This window comes from Streptomyces coacervatus (assembly GCF_029223485.1).
Classification (GTDB): Bacteria; Actinomycetota; Actinomycetes; order Streptomycetales; family Streptomycetaceae; genus Streptomyces; species Streptomyces coacervatus.
This window is the reverse complement of the sequence record NZ_JARHTP010000003.1, coordinates 1-15,095: the sequence shown is the minus strand read 5'-3', so window position 1 is coordinate 15,095 and position 15,095 is coordinate 1. Positions and strand designations below refer to the sequence as shown.

General features: G+C 68.8%; 15 protein-coding genes and 1 rRNA gene. 9 read left to right on the top strand and 7 right to left on the bottom strand.

What is annotated here, in order from left to right; all coding sequences use genetic code 11:
- Positions 1-118 precede the first annotated feature (118 nt).
- A complete protein-coding gene (locus P2Q00_RS07575) occupies positions 119-2,632 on the top strand; it encodes an ABC transporter ATP-binding protein/permease (protein ID WP_275770788.1) in 2,514 nt (837 codons plus the stop codon).
- 107 nt (positions 2,633-2,739) lie between these two features.
- On the opposite strand, the gene P2Q00_RS07570 is transcribed toward P2Q00_RS07575, so the two are convergent.
- From P2Q00_RS07570 to P2Q00_RS07560, 3 genes are all read right to left on the bottom strand, one after another.
- Positions 2,740-3,489, bottom strand: coding sequence for a transglycosylase SLT domain-containing protein (locus tag P2Q00_RS07570; RefSeq protein ID WP_275770786.1), 750 nt, complete (start codon positions 3,487-3,489; stop codon positions 2,740-2,742).
- Positions 3,490-3,830: 341 nt separating this feature from the next.
- Positions 3,831-4,874 carry an S-adenosylmethionine:tRNA ribosyltransferase-isomerase gene (locus tag P2Q00_RS07565; RefSeq protein WP_275770784.1) on the bottom strand — a complete coding sequence of 348 codons (1,044 nt, stop codon included), beginning with the start codon at positions 4,872-4,874 and terminating at the stop codon, positions 3,831-3,833.
- Positions 4,871-5,569, bottom strand: coding sequence for an SDR family NAD(P)-dependent oxidoreductase (locus P2Q00_RS07560; RefSeq protein ID WP_275770783.1), 699 nt, complete (start codon positions 5,567-5,569; stop codon positions 4,871-4,873). Before P2Q00_RS07560 ends, P2Q00_RS07565 begins: the two co-directional genes overlap by 4 nt.
- 225 nt (positions 5,570-5,794) lie before the next feature.
- Between P2Q00_RS07560 and P2Q00_RS07555 the strand changes: the two genes are divergently transcribed.
- From P2Q00_RS07555 to chpE, 3 genes are all read left to right on the top strand, one after another.
- On the top strand, positions 5,795-6,973 hold the full coding sequence (locus P2Q00_RS07555; RefSeq protein ID WP_275770781.1) for a GAF domain-containing sensor histidine kinase: 1,179 nt from the start codon (positions 5,795-5,797) through the stop codon (positions 6,971-6,973).
- On the top strand, positions 6,966-7,607 hold the full coding sequence (locus P2Q00_RS07550; RefSeq protein ID WP_242774252.1) for a response regulator: 642 nt from the start codon (positions 6,966-6,968) through the stop codon (positions 7,605-7,607). The genes P2Q00_RS07555 and P2Q00_RS07550 overlap by 8 nt, the downstream gene beginning before the upstream one ends.
- A 171-nt stretch (positions 7,608-7,778) precedes the next feature.
- Positions 7,779-8,024: a chaplin ChpE gene (chpE, locus tag P2Q00_RS07545; RefSeq protein WP_275770778.1), complete on the top strand. Its 246-nt coding sequence runs from the start codon at positions 7,779-7,781 to the stop codon at positions 8,022-8,024.
- Positions 8,025-8,232: 208 nt separating this feature from the next.
- Here the strand turns inward: chpE and P2Q00_RS07540 are convergent, their stop codons facing one another.
- Complete coding sequence (locus tag P2Q00_RS07540) at positions 8,233-9,018, bottom strand: Rv1486c family protein (RefSeq protein ID WP_275770777.1); 786 nt, start codon at positions 9,016-9,018, stop codon at positions 8,233-8,235.
- Positions 9,019-9,158: 140 nt separating this feature from the next.
- On the opposite strand from P2Q00_RS07540, the gene P2Q00_RS07535 reads away from it, so the two are divergent.
- From P2Q00_RS07535 to P2Q00_RS07525, 3 genes are all read left to right on the top strand, one after another.
- Positions 9,159-9,950 carry an ABC transporter ATP-binding protein gene (locus P2Q00_RS07535; RefSeq protein WP_275770776.1) on the top strand — a complete coding sequence of 264 codons (792 nt, stop codon included), beginning with the start codon at positions 9,159-9,161 and terminating at the stop codon, positions 9,948-9,950.
- A gap of 94 nt (positions 9,951-10,044) precedes the next feature.
- Positions 10,045-10,476, top strand: a complete 432-nt coding sequence (locus tag P2Q00_RS07530) for an NfeD family protein (protein ID WP_275770775.1) — start codon at positions 10,045-10,047, stop codon at positions 10,474-10,476.
- 132 nt (positions 10,477-10,608) lie between these two features.
- Complete coding sequence (locus tag P2Q00_RS07525) at positions 10,609-11,553, top strand: SPFH domain-containing protein (RefSeq protein ID WP_275770774.1); 945 nt, start codon at positions 10,609-10,611, stop codon at positions 11,551-11,553.
- A 142-nt stretch (positions 11,554-11,695) separates the two neighbouring features.
- Here the strand turns inward: P2Q00_RS07525 and P2Q00_RS07520 are convergent, their stop codons facing one another.
- The 3 genes from P2Q00_RS07520 to P2Q00_RS07510 form a co-directional block, all read right to left on the bottom strand.
- A complete protein-coding gene (locus P2Q00_RS07520; RefSeq protein ID WP_275770772.1) occupies positions 11,696-12,202 on the bottom strand; it encodes an HNH endonuclease in 507 nt (168 codons plus the stop codon).
- A 144-nt stretch (positions 12,203-12,346) separates the two neighbouring features.
- A complete protein-coding gene (locus tag P2Q00_RS07515) occupies positions 12,347-12,886 on the bottom strand; it encodes a YbhB/YbcL family Raf kinase inhibitor-like protein (RefSeq protein ID WP_275770771.1) in 540 nt (179 codons plus the stop codon).
- Positions 12,887-12,928: 42 nt separating this feature from the next.
- Entirely contained in the window at positions 12,929-13,711 is a 783-nt protein-coding gene (locus tag P2Q00_RS07510) for a sporulation protein (protein ID WP_275770769.1), read from the bottom strand.
- Positions 13,712-13,870: 159 nt separating this feature from the next.
- On the opposite strand from P2Q00_RS07510, the gene P2Q00_RS07505 reads away from it, so the two are divergent.
- Together P2Q00_RS07505 and P2Q00_RS07500 are read left to right on the top strand one after the other, a co-directional pair.
- A complete protein-coding gene (locus tag P2Q00_RS07505) occupies positions 13,871-14,512 on the top strand; it encodes a DNA-3-methyladenine glycosylase (RefSeq protein ID WP_275770767.1) in 642 nt (213 codons plus the stop codon).
- A gap of 498 nt (positions 14,513-15,010) precedes the next feature.
- A 16S ribosomal RNA gene (locus P2Q00_RS07500) occupies positions 15,011-15,095 on the top strand; the annotation flags it as partial.

Sequence of the window (15,095 nt, the reverse complement as noted above, 5' to 3'; positions counted from 1 at the left end):
TTCACAAGGCCCGAGTTTCAGTCAGGGGGGCGAGCCTGAAATAGTTCCCGACGATGTTCGACATCCCTAGACTCCCTGTGTTGGGGGTAACTCGGGGGACTACTCAGTGGGGCATGGAGTGCCGGAACTCGTACTGGAATTGAATGGACGTACCTGGACGCTCGACCCGTCCAGGCCGTACACCCTCGGACGTGATCCGCAGGGGGACATCGTGCTCGACGACGCCAGAGTGTCCTGGCGTCACGCCACGATCAGCTGGGGCGGCCGCAGTTGGGCCATTGAGGACCAGGGCTCCACCAACGGCACGTTCGTGCAGGGGCAGCGGATCCATCACATGGAGATCGGGCCCGGCTCGGCGGTGCACCTCGGCAACGCGACCGACGGCCCGTTGGTGAACGTCAGCGGCGCGGCCGCCGTCGCCCAGCCCCAGCAGCCGTACGCCGCCCAGGGCGCGGGCCCCGGCTGGGCGCAGCAGGCACCGCCGCAGCAGCAGGCCCCGCAGGCCGGCTGGCAGCAGCCGCAGCAGGCCGCGCCGCAGCAGGCCGCCGCGCACATCCCGCCGCAGCAGGGCCCCGGTGGTGGCGCGGGGGCGCCGCCGGTCTACGGCGACCGCAGCCCGACCACGTTCCACCAGTTCTCCATCGGCCGCATCATGCGCATCGGCCGTGCCCTGGAGAACGAGCTGGTCGTCTCCGACCTGCAGGTCTCCCGCCACCACGCCGAGTTCCACGCCACACCCGACGGCCGCTTCGAGATCCGTGACCTGGGCTCGCACAACGGCACCTACGTCAACGGCCAGCCGATCGCCAAGGGCGGCTCTGCGCTGCTCGGCCCGAACGACATCGTCGGCGTCGGCCACTCCACGTTCCGCCTGGTCGGCGACCGCCTCGAGGAGTTCGTCGACACCGGTGAGGTGTCCTTCTCGGCCCGCCATCTGACGGTCACGGTCGACGGCGGCAAGCAGATCCTCAAGGACGTCTCCTTCGGCGTCCCGGAGAAGTCCCTGATCGCGGTCATCGGGCCGTCCGGCTCGGGCAAGTCGACCCTGCTCAAGGCGCTCACCGGCTACCGCCCCGCCAACCAGGGCGACGTCCTCTACGACAACCGGAACCTGTACAAGCAGTTCGCCGAGCTGCGCCAGCGCATCGGTCTGGTCCCGCAGGACGACATCCTGCACAAGGAACTGACCGTCAAGAAGGCCCTCAAGTACGCGGCCAAGCTTCGCTTCCCGTCCGACACCACGACCGCCGAGCGCGAGGCCCGGATAGACGAGGTGCTGCGCGAGCTGAAGCTGGACATCCACAAGGAGAAGAAGGTCACCTCCCTCTCCGGCGGCCAGCGCAAGCGCGTCTCGGTGGCTCTGGAGCTGCTCACCAAGCCGTCCCTGATCTTCCTGGACGAGCCGACCTCCGGCCTCGACCCGGGCATGGACCGCGACGTCATGCAGCTGCTGCGCGGCCTCGCCGACGACGGCCGTACGGTCCTCGTCGTCACCCACTCCGTGGCCGAGCTGGCGCTGTGCGACAAGCTCCTGGTGATGGCGCCGGGCGGCGCGGTCGCCTACTTCGGCCCGCCCGAGGAGGCGCTGAACTTCTTCGGCTACGACACCTGGGCCGATGTCTTCTCCGCCTTCGAGAACTACCGCGACTACGACTGGGCCGGACGCTGGAAGGGCTCGCAGCACTACCAGATGTACGCCGCGGACATCGACGCCGTTGCGCCGCAGAGCGTACAGATGCCTCCGATGCAGGCGATGAAGCCGCCCAAGCCACAGGGCTGGATGTCCCAGTTCGGCACGCTGGTGCGCCGCTATGTCTCGGTCATCGCGTCGGACAAGGGCTTCCTGGCCCTCTCGGTGATCCTGCCGCTCGTGCTCGGCTCGGTGAGCCTGCTCATCGACTCCAGCAAGGACCTGCTGGTCAACACGGAAATCAACCCGGCGACCGGCCAGCCCGTCCCGAACGGCACGGCCACCACCGTCCTGCTGATCCTCGCGGTCGGCGCCTGCTTCGCCGGCGCCGCGAACTCCGTCCGGGAGCTGATCAAGGAACGGGTCATCTACGAGCGGGAGCGCGCGACCGGCCTGTCCCGCTCCGCGTACCTGATGTCCAAGGTCTTCGTGCTCGGCTTCGTCACGGTGCTGCAGGGCCTGCTGGTCGGCATGATCGGCTTCGCCAGCCGGAAGATCCCGGACGAGGGCCTGGTCCTCGGCAAGCTCACACTTCTCGAACTCACCATCCCGATCATGGCCCTGGGCTTCACCTCGATGATGTTCGGCCTGATCATCTCCGCGCTGGTGAAGACCTCCGAGAAGACCATGCCGCTGCTGGTCATGTTCGCGATCGTCCAGGTCGTCTTCACGGGCTGCCTCTTCGCCCTGAACGGCGCGATCGGCGTCAACCAGGTCTCGTACCTGATGCCGTCGCGCTGGGCGGTCGCCGCCGCGGGCGCCACCCTGGACTTCAACAGGATCAGCCCGCCCGGCAAGGGCAAGCCCGATGACCCGCTGTGGCAGCACACCGTCGGCGCCTGGAGCATGGACATGATCGCCCTGATCGTCCTCGGTGTGATCTGCGGCTTCTTCGTGGCCCGCTTCCTGCGCCGTCACGAGCCGGAGGTCATGCGCAAGTAGTCGCGGTCCTACGAGGCTGTCGTACGGCGTTCTCGTACGGCGCGAAGGGCGGCACCCGTCAGGAGGTGCCGCCCTTCGGCGTTCACGTGCAGAGGTCCGCGCCGACCTCAGTACGCGCTGTTGACGTTGTCGATCGAGCCGTACTTGTCGGCCGCGTAGTTGGCGGCGGCGGTGATGTTGGCGACCGGGTTGTAGATGTCCCAGGACGTGCCCGCGACGTGGTAGGCGCTGAAGGTCGGCGGGATGACCTGCAGCAGGCCCTTCGACGGGATGCCGTTGATGGCGTTGATGTCCCAGTCGTTGATGGCCATCGGGTTGCCCGAGGACTCCCGCATGATGTTGCGGTACAGGCCGTTGTAGCTGCCCGGTATGCCCTTGGCCTGCATGATGTCGAGCGCGTTCCTGATCCAGCCGTCGAGGTTGTTCGCGTAGGTCTTCGCGGCGACCGGCTTGATCGCGGCACGCTGGGCGGACCGGCTCGCGGCCTCCTTCGCCTTGCGCGCGGCCTCGGCCTTCCTCTTGGCCGCGGCCTCGGCGGCCGCCTTCTTCTTCGCGGCGGCCGCGGCGGCGGCCTTCTTCTTGGCTTCGGCCGCGGCCTTGGCCTTGACGGCCTCGGCCTTCAGGCTGGCACCGGCGAGCTGGTCGGTGACGCTGGCCTTGACGTCCTTGATCTGGTCGGAGCCGTACTCCACCTTGGCCGTGGAAACGGTGGCCTCGTTCGTGGTCGTCTCGGCGTTGCTGGGCACTGCGGAGAACGCCAGGGCGGCGGCACCGAGGGTGGCGACACCGGCCATCGCGACCTTCTGGTGGCGGGTCAGCGAACGACTGAGACGGCGAATGTTGGTGTTCTTGAGCATGGCAGACGGACCTCTTCGAATAGCGCGGAGGTCGCTCTACGTCCGGCGGGGGACACGGGTCCTTCCCGCACAAACGCCGCGGTGGGAACCCGCGGCGCTGAGCGACGGCAGCCATTCTTAGCGGCCGCAAAATGTCATGGCAAAGGTGTGACGTACGATCCCCGGTAGTGGAACGGGGAAGGGCAAAAACGGACAGACTGGACCGTTCGCCCCGCTCATGAGGGGAGGGTCTGTCTCCTATCGTCCTTCGTACGTGATCTGCGCCCTATGTGCGGGCTCACATCGGCGGCGTAACGGAATCACCATGAGTTGCTTGAGCAATGCACTGCGTGAGGACCCTCCTACGGGAGGATGAGGTGGACGTCCCCGAACTCGTGCCACAGGTAGAGCCCGCGCAGCGCCTCCTCGTAGCTGCGGCCGATCGCGGCCCGTGAGGCGATCGCCTCCAGCATCAGCAGATGCGAGGCCTCCGGCTCGTGCAGCCCGGTCAGCAACCCGTCCACCACCCGTACCCCGCGTTCCGGGGTGACCACGAGATCCGTCCACCCGTCACTCGCGCGTACGACGCCGTCGGGCCCGGCCGCCGACTCCACGGCCCGTACGGCCGTCGTCCCGACCGCCACGATCCGGCCGTCTCCCGCCTTCACGGCATTGATCAGCCGAGCCGACGCCTCCGGCACCGCGAACCGCTCCGGGTACGGCGGCTCGTGCACCTCCTGCGAGGCCACCCCGGTGTGCAGCGTGATCGGCGCGAACTGCACACCCCGGCTCACCAGCTCCGCGACCAGCCGCGCCGTGAAGGGCCGGGCCGCACTCGGCATCTCCGCACTGCCCGCCCCGTCGGCGGACGGCAGCGCGAACACCGTCTGGTACACGGACAGCGGCTGGTCCCGCTCCGTATAGGAATAGCGAATGGGCCGCCCGTGCTCCCGCAGCATCCCGAGGACCCCGGCCCCCGACACCCGCGCCCACCACAAACGGGCGCCGTGCGCACTCAGCGGTTCCTCCAGGACCAGCCGTACGCCCCCGGGCAGCCGCACCTCCAAACCCGCGGGCCCGCCCGTACGCGCGCGCGTGGTGCCCTTCCCGTCAGGATCCCGCAGCTCGACCGCCCACCGCCCGTCGTCCCCGCGCGTGGAGAAGTGCACCACCACGCGCGCGTGCCCGACCTGCCCATCCACCGCGGCGGCCAGCGTGGCCGAGGTGTTCACGACGAGCAGATCCCCGGCCCGCAGCAGCTGCGGCAGCTCCACGAACGCGTGGTGCGACACCTCTGTGCCATGCGACACGAGCAGCCGTACGGCATCCCGGTCGAGCCCCGCCCCGCGCTGCTCGACCGGGATCCGGGCCGACAGTTCCTCCGGTATCTGCACCGCCACCGTCATCGCTGCCCCTCCAGCAGCGCCGGAGCCGCGTACCGGCCGCTTGCCGGGCGCTCGTCCAGCAGCCGTAGGAAGGCGGGCACCACACTGGCCGGCGCCGGCCGTGGATCGCCGTCGTCCGGTACGGCCGCCGCATACAGGTCCGTGGCCATGTCCCCGGGGTCGACCGCCCAGACCCGCAGCCCCGGCTCCTCCTCGCCGAGCACCGCCGCGAGATGATCGAGAGCCGCCTTCGACGCCCCGTACCCGCCCCACGTCTCATAGGCCTCGGCGGCCGCGTCCGAGCTGACCGCGATCACCGCGCCCGCCGCCGACGCCCGCAGCAGCGGCAGCGCCTCCTGGACCAGGCCCAGCGCGGCCACCACATTCACCTCCAGCGCCCGCCTGAGCCCCTCCAGGGGCAGCCCCTCCAGCCGTACGAGCGGCTCGGCGCCCAGCGCGCTCGCGTTGTTCACCAGTAGATCGGCGCCGCCCAGCCTCCACGCGGCCGCCACCAGCCCGGCCCGGTGGCGGGCGTCCGTGACGTCCCCGGCCAGGGCCGTCACACGCGTGCCGTACGCGGACACGGCTCCAGCCGCCTCCTTGAGGACTCCCTCGGTCCTGGCGTCGAGCACCAGATCCCAGCCGCGCGCGGCCAGCGCCTCGGCAAGCGCCCGCCCCAGCCCCTTCGAGGCCCCCGTGATGATCGCTACCGGCATGACACGTCCCCTCGTCTCGCCCGCCCGTCGATCGGCGGTGACATCAACGTAGGAACGGCGCCGCCCGCCCCGCCTCGGACGCGGGCCGCAACCAGCCGGGGCCCTTCGGCCTAAGCCGCCGGTCCGGGGCCCGGGACCTAGTCCACCGGCCCTAGGCCCACGGCCCCAGAGACGGCCGCCACTGGTCCGATCCGCGTTGTCACACCCCGCCGGTACCTTGAGGGCATGAGTCAAGGCCCCCGGTCCGGCCTCGCCGCGGTGAGTTCCGCGCTGCTGGCCATGAGCAGGCATCTCGAGGTGCGCGACGTCCTCAAGACGATCGTCGCCTCGGCCCGCGAGCTGCTCGACGCGCAGTACGCCGCCCTCGGCGTCCCCGACGACCACGGCGGCTTCGCCCAGTTCGTGGTCGACGGAGTGAGCGACGCCCAGTGGAAGGCCATCGGCCCGCTCCCGCGCCAGCACGGCATCCTCGCCGCCATGCTGCAGGAGGCGAAGATCGAGCGCCTCGCCGATGTGCGCAAGGACCCCCGCTTCGAGGGCTGGCCCTCCGCCCACCCCGACATGTCCGACTTCCTGGGCCTGCCCATCAGGGACGGCGACGAGGTCATCGGCGCACTGTTCCTGGCAAACAAGCTGCGCCCTGTGGGGGGAAACCCCCCACACCCCCCGCACCCCAAACCGGAAGGCAGTTGCGGCTTCACCGAGGAGGACGAGGACCTGCTCGCCATCCTCGCCCAGCACGCCGCGATCGCCCTCACCAACGCCCGCCTGTACGAGCGCAGCCGCGAGCTGACCATCGCCGAGGAGCGCTCCCGCCTTGCGCACGAACTGCACGACGCGGTCAGCCAGAAGCTCTTCTCCCTGCGCCTGACCGCCCAGGCCGCCGCGGCCCTCGTCGACCGCGACCCGTCCCGCGCCAAGGGCGAGCTGCAGCAGGTGGCCGCACTCGCCGCCGAGGCCGCCGACGAACTGCGCGCCGCAGTCGTCGAGTTGCGCCCCGCGGCCCTCGACGAGGACGGCCTCGTCGCCACCCTGCGCACCCAGATCCAGGTCCTCGACCGCGCCCACACCGCACGCGTGACCTTCGACAGCTGCGGCGTCCGCGCCCTGCCCGCAGCCCAGGAGGAGGCCGTCCTGCGGGTCGCCCAGGAGGCCCTGCACAACGCCCTCCGGCACTCCGGTGCGGAGCACGTGGACGTGGCCCTGGCCCGGCGCGGCACCGCAGCGGTCCTGCGCGTCACGGACGACGGCAGCGGCTTCGACCCGCATTCGATACGCCGCGCGGGACGCCACCTGGGCCTGGTGTCCATGCGGGACCGCGCGAGCGGGGTCGGCGGCGCGCTGACCGTGGAATCGGCGCCCGGCAAGGGCACCACGATCGAGATGGAGGTCCCCGGTGGCTGACGCAATCAAGGTGCTGCTCGTCGACGACCACCAGGTGGTCCGCCGCGGCCTGCGCACATTCCTCGAAGTGCAGGACGACATCGAGGTCGTGGGCGAGGCCGCCGACGGCGCCGAAGGAGTCGCCCGCGCCGAGGAGTTGCGACCCGACGTCGTCCTCATGGATGTCAAGATGCCGGGCATGGACGGCGTCGACGCCCTCCGTAAACTCCGCGAACTCGCCAACCCCGCGCGCGTGCTGATCGTCACCAGCTTCACCGAACAGCGCACGGTGGTCCCGGCCCTGCGCGCGGGCGCCGCCGGGTACGTCTACAAGGACGTGGACCCGGACGCCCTGGCCGGCGCCATCCGCTCCGTCCACGCCGGGCACATCCTGCTCCAACCCGAGGTCGCGGGCGCCCTGTTGTCCCAGGAGGAGGCCAACTCGGGCCAGGGAAGAGGCGGTTCACTCACGGAGCGGGAGCGCGAGGTGCTGGGCCTGATAGCCGACGGCCGCTCGAACCGCGAGATCGCGCGCGCCCTCGTCCTGTCCGAGAAAACCGTGAAGACCCACGTCTCGAACATCCTGATGAAGCTCGACCTGGCGGACCGCACCCAGGCGGCGCTGTGGGCCGTACGCCACGGCGTGACCGGCTGAAACGCGCCGCGCGAGCCGGTACGCCACGGCAATACGGAGGGTTCCCTTCCGGACTGAGATTCATACCGTCGTGGGAATGTCCCCCAGATGGCGCATCCTTCGTGGATCTCCGCCGTTCTCCAGTGCGTGCTGCGGCGACTGCCGCGGCTACCGCTAGGGAGGGCTTAGAAAGTGAAGAACCTGAAGAAGGCAGCGGCCGTGACGATGGTGGCCGGCGGTCTGCTCGCCGCCGGAGCCGGAATGGCCTCCGCCACCGGCGGTGCGCACGCCGACGGCACCGCCGTGGGCTCGCCCGGCATCGCCTCGGGCAACCTCGTCCAGGCCCCGGTGCACGTCCCGCTGAACGTCTCGGGCAACAGCGTGAACGTCGTCGGTGTGCTGAACCCCGCCTTCGGCAACCTGGCCGTCAACCACTGACGCAGGCCACACGGCATGCAGTGACTCCGGCCTCCCGGGCATCCCGGGAGGCCGGTCAGTTGTTTTGAGGGCAGTCGCTTTACAGGCGCCGGTCGGCACTCTCAGCCCGTCCGGCGTTTGAGGACGAGGCCGTTCAGGCCGATACGGGGGTCTGGGGGCAGAGCCCCCAGAGACGGCCACACAACCGCCGGTCACAAGCACCTCGGCGCTAACCCCACCGTTCCCGCTCCTCCACAACGGAGTTGTACGCGGCAACCTGCGCCCGCCGAGCCGTCCGCTCCACCGGCCGCAGAGCCTCAACCCGAGCCCCCATCTCACCGGCGCTGACCGCACCCCCATGGCCGTTGCCGTAGGCGAGGGAGATCAGCAGCCCCACCCGCTGCGCCAGCTCCAGCACCCGCACCGCCCGCGGCGGATACCCCGGAGCCAGCACCTCCCGCCCCCGCTCGGCCCGCGCCCGGTACGCATCGATCGCCGCCTCCGCCACCGGCCCCGACCCGGCGACGTCCAACCGCGACAGCACCTCCGTCGCCTCCCGCAACGCCTCCGCCAGCTCCCGCTCGGCCTCACCCAGCGAGGGCACATCGGCCGGCGGAGCCTCCCGCACCGGCAGACAGTGCCAGACGACCTCGACATGCACATCACCGTCGGGCCCGGCCTCGTACACCTCCGGCACCAGCCCGAACGCGGCGCCGTGACAGACCACCGCCTCCTCGGCGTCCATCGCCCGCGCGTTGAACTCCGGCGGCCCGCTCAGCCCCAGGGGGTGTCCCGGCGCGGGCAGCGCGACCCGCAGCCCCGTCACGCCGAGCGCCCGCAGCCGGCCCAGCGCGAGCGTGAGCCCGACGGGCGCCGACTCGCCCGGCAACCCCTCCATCCGGTGCACGGCATCGTCCCCGACGATCGCGAGCACAGCATCGTCCGGCGAGACAAGTCCGGCCAAAAGGGCATTTCCCCAAGCCGCAAGGCGTCCTGAACGCGGTTCCGAGAGCATGCCTCCACCCTAAGGACCGGACCGATGGAATGGGCGGGCGGACCGGTGGCGTAGATTTCATCGAGGGCTGCGCCCGAAAGCGCGCACGCGACAGCCGAGACGCCGAGACCGGTCACACTGCAAGGGGAGACAACGCGCTCATGAGCGATGTTCTGGAGCTTCAGGACGTATCCGTGGTCCGTGAGGGCCGGGCTCTGGTGGACCAGGTCTCCTGGTCGGTCAAGGAAGGCGAGCGCTGGGTCATCCTCGGCCCCAACGGCGCCGGCAAGACGACCCTCCTGAACGTCGCGTCCAGCTACCTCTTCCCCAGCAGCGGCACCGCCACCATCCTCGGCGAGACCCTCGGCAAGGTCGACGTCTTCGAGCTGCGCCCCCGCATCGGCATGGCCGGCATCGCGATGGCCGACAAGCTCCCCAAGCGCCAGACCGTTCTGCAGACCGTGCTGACCGCCGCATACGGCATGACCGCCGGCTGGCACGAGGACTACGAGGACATCGACGAGCAGCGCGCCCATGCCTTCCTCGACCGCCTCGGCATGACCGAGTACGCGGACCGTAAGTTCGGCACCCTCTCCGAAGGCGAGCGCAAGCGCACCCTCATCGCCCGCGCCCTGATGACCGACCCCGAGCTGCTCCTCCTCGACGAGCCCGCCGCCGGCCTCGACCTCGGCGGCCGCGAGGACCTGGTCCGCCGCCTCGGCCGCCTCGCCCGCGACCCGATCGCCCCCTCGATGCTGATGGTCACCCACCACGTCGAGGAGATCGCCCCCGGCTTCACCCATGTCCTGATGATCCGTCAGGGCAAGGTTCTCGCCGCCGGCCCGCTGGAGCTCGAACTCACCTCCCGCAACCTTTCCCTCTGCTTCGGCCTTCCGCTCGTCGTAGAACAGGTCGGCGAGCGCTGGACCGCCCAGGGCCTGCCGCTGTCCTGACGGTGTGATGCCCGCGCGAAAACACGGGTAAGAAGCCCGTCCCAGCCACATCGCACCCTGTCCGTGGCACGACCCGCGGTCCTACCATGACCATGTGAACGACATCGACGCATGGGTGTGGTGGCTTGTCGGCGCGGCTGCGCTCGGAATCCCGCTCGTGGTGACCGCGATGCCGGAGTTCGGCATGCTCGCGGTGGGCGCCGTCGCCGCAGCCGTCATGGCCGGAGTGGGCTTTGGTTCCGTGGCCCAAGTGCTCGCCTTCGTCGTCGTCTCGGTCGCCCTCATCGCCGTCGTACGGCCCATCGCGGTCCGGCACAGCGCGCAACGCCCCCAACTCGCCACGGGAGTCGAGGCGTTGAAGGGCAAGCAGGCCGTCGTACTCGAGCGCGTCGACGGCTCCGGAGGCCGGATCAAGCTGGCCGGCGAGGTCTGGTCGGCGCGCGCGCTCGACGCCGACAGCGCCTACGAAGTGGGGCAGGAAGTGGATGTCGTGGAGATCGAAGGGGCCACCGCGATCGTCATCTGACCTCGTAGGACTCAACTGAAGCGAACAGCCCACGAGTTGTGCGGCGGTCTGTCAGACTCGACCAGCAAGATCTTCAACAACCATAAGATCTTCCGAAAGCGCCGAGGCGGAGAGAGGGTACGGGGAACGACGATGGAACCGGTCATCATCGTCCTGATCATTCTGGTGGTGTTGGTCTTCATCGCCCTGATCAGGACAATCCAAGTCATCCCACAGGCCAGCGCCGCCATCGTCGAGCGCTTCGGCCGCTACACGCGGACACTCAACGCGGGCCTCAACATTGTGGTCCCGTTCATAGACACGATCCGTAACCGCATCGACCTCCGCGAGCAGGTCGTGCCGTTCCCGCCGCAGCCGGTGATCACCCAGGACAACCTGGTCGTCAACATCGACACGGTCATCTATTACCAGGTGACCGACGCCCGGGCCGCCACTTACGAAGTCGCCAGCTACATCCAGGCGATCGAGCAGCTCACCGTCACCACGCTCCGCAACATCATCGGTGGCATGGACCTGGAGCGCACCCTGACCTCCCGCGAGGAGATCAACGCGGCCCTGCGCGGCGTCCTCGACGAGGCCACCGGCAAGTGGGGCATCCGCGTCAACCGCGTCGAGCTCAAGGCGATCGAACCGCCCACCTCCATCCAGGACTCGATGGAGAAGCAGATGCGCGCCGACCGTGACAAGCGTGCCGCGATCCTCACCGCGGAAGGTACGCGCCAGGCCGCCATCCTCACCGCCGAAGGTGAGAAGCAGTCCCAGATCCTGCGCGCCGAGGGTGAGGCCAAGGCCGCCGCCCTGCGCGCCGAGGGCGAGGCCCAGGCCGTCCGCACGGTCTTCGAGGCCATCCACGCCGGCGACCCCGACCAGAAGCTCCTCAGCTACCAGTACCTCCAGATGCTCCCGAAGATCGCCGAGGGCGACGCCAACAAGCTCTGGATCGTCCCCAGCGAGATCGGCGACGCTCTCAAGGGCCTGTCCGGCGCCATGGGCAACCTCGGCCCGTTCGGCGGCAATTCAGGCGGCGGAGGCTCGGAGAAGACCCCGGAACGCCGAGAGAAGCCGTCGATCGACTAGACGGCTCTTCCAGAGATACGGCAATCCCCGCGCCCCTGCTTTTTTGGGGGCGCGGGGCTGTGTCGATCTGCGGCTCCGCCGCGTGGGCGCGATCAGCCACGAACTACCTGCAGTCGTCGAACGATCTGAACCCGGCAGACGCTCAGGCGGCCTCCCGCGCAAGCCAATCAGGCAGCGCCTCGAAGTCCTCCTGGCCCAGCGTCAGCAGCATGGCATCCTGCGGCGTCGGCTCGAACGGCTGCCGCAGCAACGGCATACCCGCCTGCTCCGGTGTCCGGTCCGCCTTACGGTGGTTGTCGTCCGCGCACGAGGCGACGGTGTTCAGCCACGAGTCCTGGCCGCCCTGCGCCCGCGGCACCACATGGTCCACGGTCGTCGCACGCCTGCCGCAGTACGCGCAACGATGCCGGTCCCGGACCAGCACACCCCGCCTCGACCACGGAGCTTGTCTTCGGAACGGCACCCTCACGTACCTGCACAGCCGGATCACCCGGGGCACGGGTATGTCGACCGCGGCTCCGCGCATGCGCAGCTCGGGGTGGGCCTGCTCGACAACGGCCTTGTCCTGCAGCACCAGAACGACGGCTCGATTCAATGTCACCGTCGACAGCGGCTCAAAGCTCGCGTTCAGCACCAGCGTGTCCCGCATCCAGCCCACCTCCTATGCGCACCGGCCCACCCCCTGGCGGGCTTGGATCAACTCTGGCCGGGCACGCCGAGATGGACAACGCAATAAAAACTGCCCGCCCCTGATCAATTCCAAGACCAGAGGCGGGCAAACGTTCCATGAACGTCAGTCTTCGGCGGGCACCTCGTACTCACCTACGAGCTGGGCGCGGGCAATCGCGTGGAACCGCAGATTGAAACCGACCACTGCGGGAGAGACATCGGAATCCGGCCCGAGCTTCTCCTCGTCCACGGCGTACACCGTGAACACGTACCGGTGCGGCCCGTCCCCGGGCGGCGGAGCAGCCCCGCCGAACTCCTTGCTCCCGTAGTCGTTGCGCACCTGCACGGCACCCCCGGGCAGCCCCTCGAACTTGCCGCTGCCCGCGCCGGCCGGCAGCTCGGTCACCGAGGCCGGAATGTCGAACACGGTCCAGTGCCAGAACCCGCTGCCCGTAGGGGCGTCCGGGTCGTAGCAGGTCACGGCGAAGCTCTTGGTCTCGGCAGGGAAGCCCTCCCACCGCAGCTGCGGCGAGGTGTTGCCGGCCGCGTAGACCTGAGCGTCCTTGAGCGTGGCGCCCTCCTCGACGTCCTCACTCGTCACCGTGAACGACGGCACGGGCGGATGGAAGTCATGGGGGAGCGGCCGCCGCTTGAGCTCGGTCACCTCGGTACCTCCTGATCGATTACGGAATCAGCAGTTCCGAGCCTAGAACCAGTTGCGCTTGCTGCCGACCTCGGACAGCCACTGGTTGAGGTACGCAGCCCAGTCGGTCCCGTGGAAGTCGTGCAGACCCACCTGGAAGGACCGGAACGTGTCGCTGCCCTCGCTGAACAGACCAGGCTTCTTGTCCATCTCCAGGATGACGTCCATGGCGTGCTCGTCTGCCACAAAGCTCAACTCGACCTGGTTCAGACCCCGGTACTGCGACGGCGGGAAGAACTCGATCTCCTGGTAGAACGGCAGCTTCTGCCGGGTGTTCCGGATGTGCCCGCGCTCCATGTCCGCGTTCTTGAAGCGGAAGCCCAGCTGGATGAAGGCGTCCAGGATGGCCTTCTGCGCCGGCAGCGGGTGCACGTTGATCGGGTCCAGGTCACCGGAGTCGATGGCACGGGCGATCGCCAGCTCGGTCGTCACCCCGATGTTCATCCCGCGCAGCGCCTGCCCGTCGATCATCGTGACCGGCGTCTCCCACGGGATCTCCAGCCCGAACGGGACGGCGTGCACGGCACCCGCCTGCAGCTCGAAGGCTCCACCGAGCTGCACCTTGGTGAACTCGATGTTCTGCTTGTACTCCTCGTCGCCGCTCTCGACCTCGACCTTGGCCTGCAGACCGACCGACAGGCCCTCGATGTCCTGATTCACGGACCCGCCCTGGATCCGCACCTCACCCTGGACTACGCCGCCCGGAACGACGTTGACCTCGGTCAGCACCGTCTCGACCGAAGCCCCGCCGGCCCCCAGACTCGCGAGCAGCTTCTTGAACGCCATGTCTCTCCCTCATACATACGTGTGGACCCTAGTGACGCGCGGACCCTTGATCCCTACAAACGCGATCAGGCAGTGGCCGGTTCCGCCACACACCCTGGCAAGGAGAGGGAAGCTTGACCACCCCTTGGCCTCCACCCGTCTGGACTAGGCTCGTTCCCCATGATCGCGCCACCGGACCGTACGCCACTCCCGAGAGAGTTCTTCGACCGCCCCGTCCTGGAAGTCGCCCCCGACCTTCTCGGCCGCATCCTCGTGCGTACGACACCGGACGGTCCGATCGCACTGCGCCTCACAGAGGTCGAGGCCTACGACGGCCCGAACGACCCCGGCTCCCACGCCTATCGCGGCCGCACCGCCCGCAACGACGTGATGTTCGGTCCCCCCGGACATGTCTACGTCTACTTCACCTACGGCATGTGGTTCTGCATGAACCTGGTGTGCGGCCCCGAAGGGAAGGCGAGCGCGGTCCTGCTCCGGGCCGGCGAGATCGTCGAGGGCGCCGAGCTCGCTCGCAAACGTCGACTCTCGGCCCGAAACGACAAGGAACTGGCCAAAGGGCCCGCACGCCTGGCCACAGCCCTGAACGTGAGCCGCGACCAGGACGGCGCGGACGCCTGTGCCCCCGGGGACACCCCCTTGCGGATCCTGACGGGCACCGCGATCGCCCCCGACCAGGTACGCAACGGTCCACGCACCGGGGTGGCGGGTGATGGCGGTCTGCATCCGTGGCGCTTCTGGATCGCCAACGACCCGACGGTGAGCCCTTATCGGGCCCACGTTCCGAGGCACCGCTCAAGTTGACGCGCCCTTGGGAGGTGCGTAATGTAGCCCGAGCCGCTTGAACCGGGTACGGCAATCGCCAGCAGCCGGAAGCGGCCAAACCACTACCTACGATCACCCCTCGGCGGGGGCGAATTCGTCATGCCTGCATGCCTGAATTCGAACCTCGCGGAACTCAATTATGAGTTGCCGGGAGAATCGGCTAACGTAGTGAATGTCGAAAGGCCCCGCCGACAGGGAATCAGGCCCGAAAGGATCTGATAGAGTCGGAAACGCAAGACCGAAGGGAAACTGCCCGGAGGAAAGCCCGAGAGGGTGAGTACAAAGGAAGCGTCCGTTCCTTGAGAACTCAACAGCGTGCCAAAAATCAACGCCAGATATGTTGATACCCCGTCTCCGGCCGGATCACCGGTTGGGGCGAGGTTCCTTTGAAATAACACAGCGAGGACGCTGTGAACGGTCACCTTATTCCGGTGGCTGTTCCGCTCTCGTGATGTGTCTCCCGATTACGGGAAAACATTCACGGAGAGTTTGATCCTGGCTCAGGACGAACGCTGGCGGCGTGCTTAACACATGCAAGTCGAACGATGAAGCCCTTCGGGGT

Bases quoted from the DNA above. Each gene is read 5' to 3' on its own strand.
- P2Q00_RS07525 (WP_275770774.1), top strand. From the start codon at position 10,609: ATGGAACCGGTCATCATCGTCCTGATCATTCTGGTGGTGTTGGTCTTC.
- P2Q00_RS07560 (WP_275770783.1), bottom strand. From the start codon at position 5,569: ATGCCGGTAGCGATCATCACGGGGGCCTCGAAGGGGCTGGGGCGGGCG.
- P2Q00_RS07540 (WP_275770777.1), bottom strand. From the start codon at position 9,018: ATGCTCTCGGAACCGCGTTCAGGACGCCTTGCGGCTTGGGGAAATGCC.
- P2Q00_RS07570 (WP_275770786.1), bottom strand. From the start codon at position 3,489: ATGCTCAAGAACACCAACATTCGCCGTCTCAGTCGTTCGCTGACCCGC.
- P2Q00_RS07520 (WP_275770772.1), bottom strand. From the start codon at position 12,202: ATGCGGGACACGCTGGTGCTGAACGCGAGCTTTGAGCCGCTGTCGACG.
- P2Q00_RS07565 (WP_275770784.1), bottom strand. From the start codon at position 4,874: ATGACGGTGGCGGTGCAGATACCGGAGGAACTGTCGGCCCGGATCCCG.
- P2Q00_RS07555 (WP_275770781.1), top strand. From the start codon at position 5,795: ATGAGTCAAGGCCCCCGGTCCGGCCTCGCCGCGGTGAGTTCCGCGCTG.
- P2Q00_RS07535 (WP_275770776.1), top strand. From the start codon at position 9,159: ATGAGCGATGTTCTGGAGCTTCAGGACGTATCCGTGGTCCGTGAGGGC.
- P2Q00_RS07510 (WP_275770769.1), bottom strand. From the start codon at position 13,711: ATGGCGTTCAAGAAGCTGCTCGCGAGTCTGGGGGCCGGCGGGGCTTCG.
- P2Q00_RS07505 (WP_275770767.1), top strand. From the start codon at position 13,871: ATGATCGCGCCACCGGACCGTACGCCACTCCCGAGAGAGTTCTTCGAC.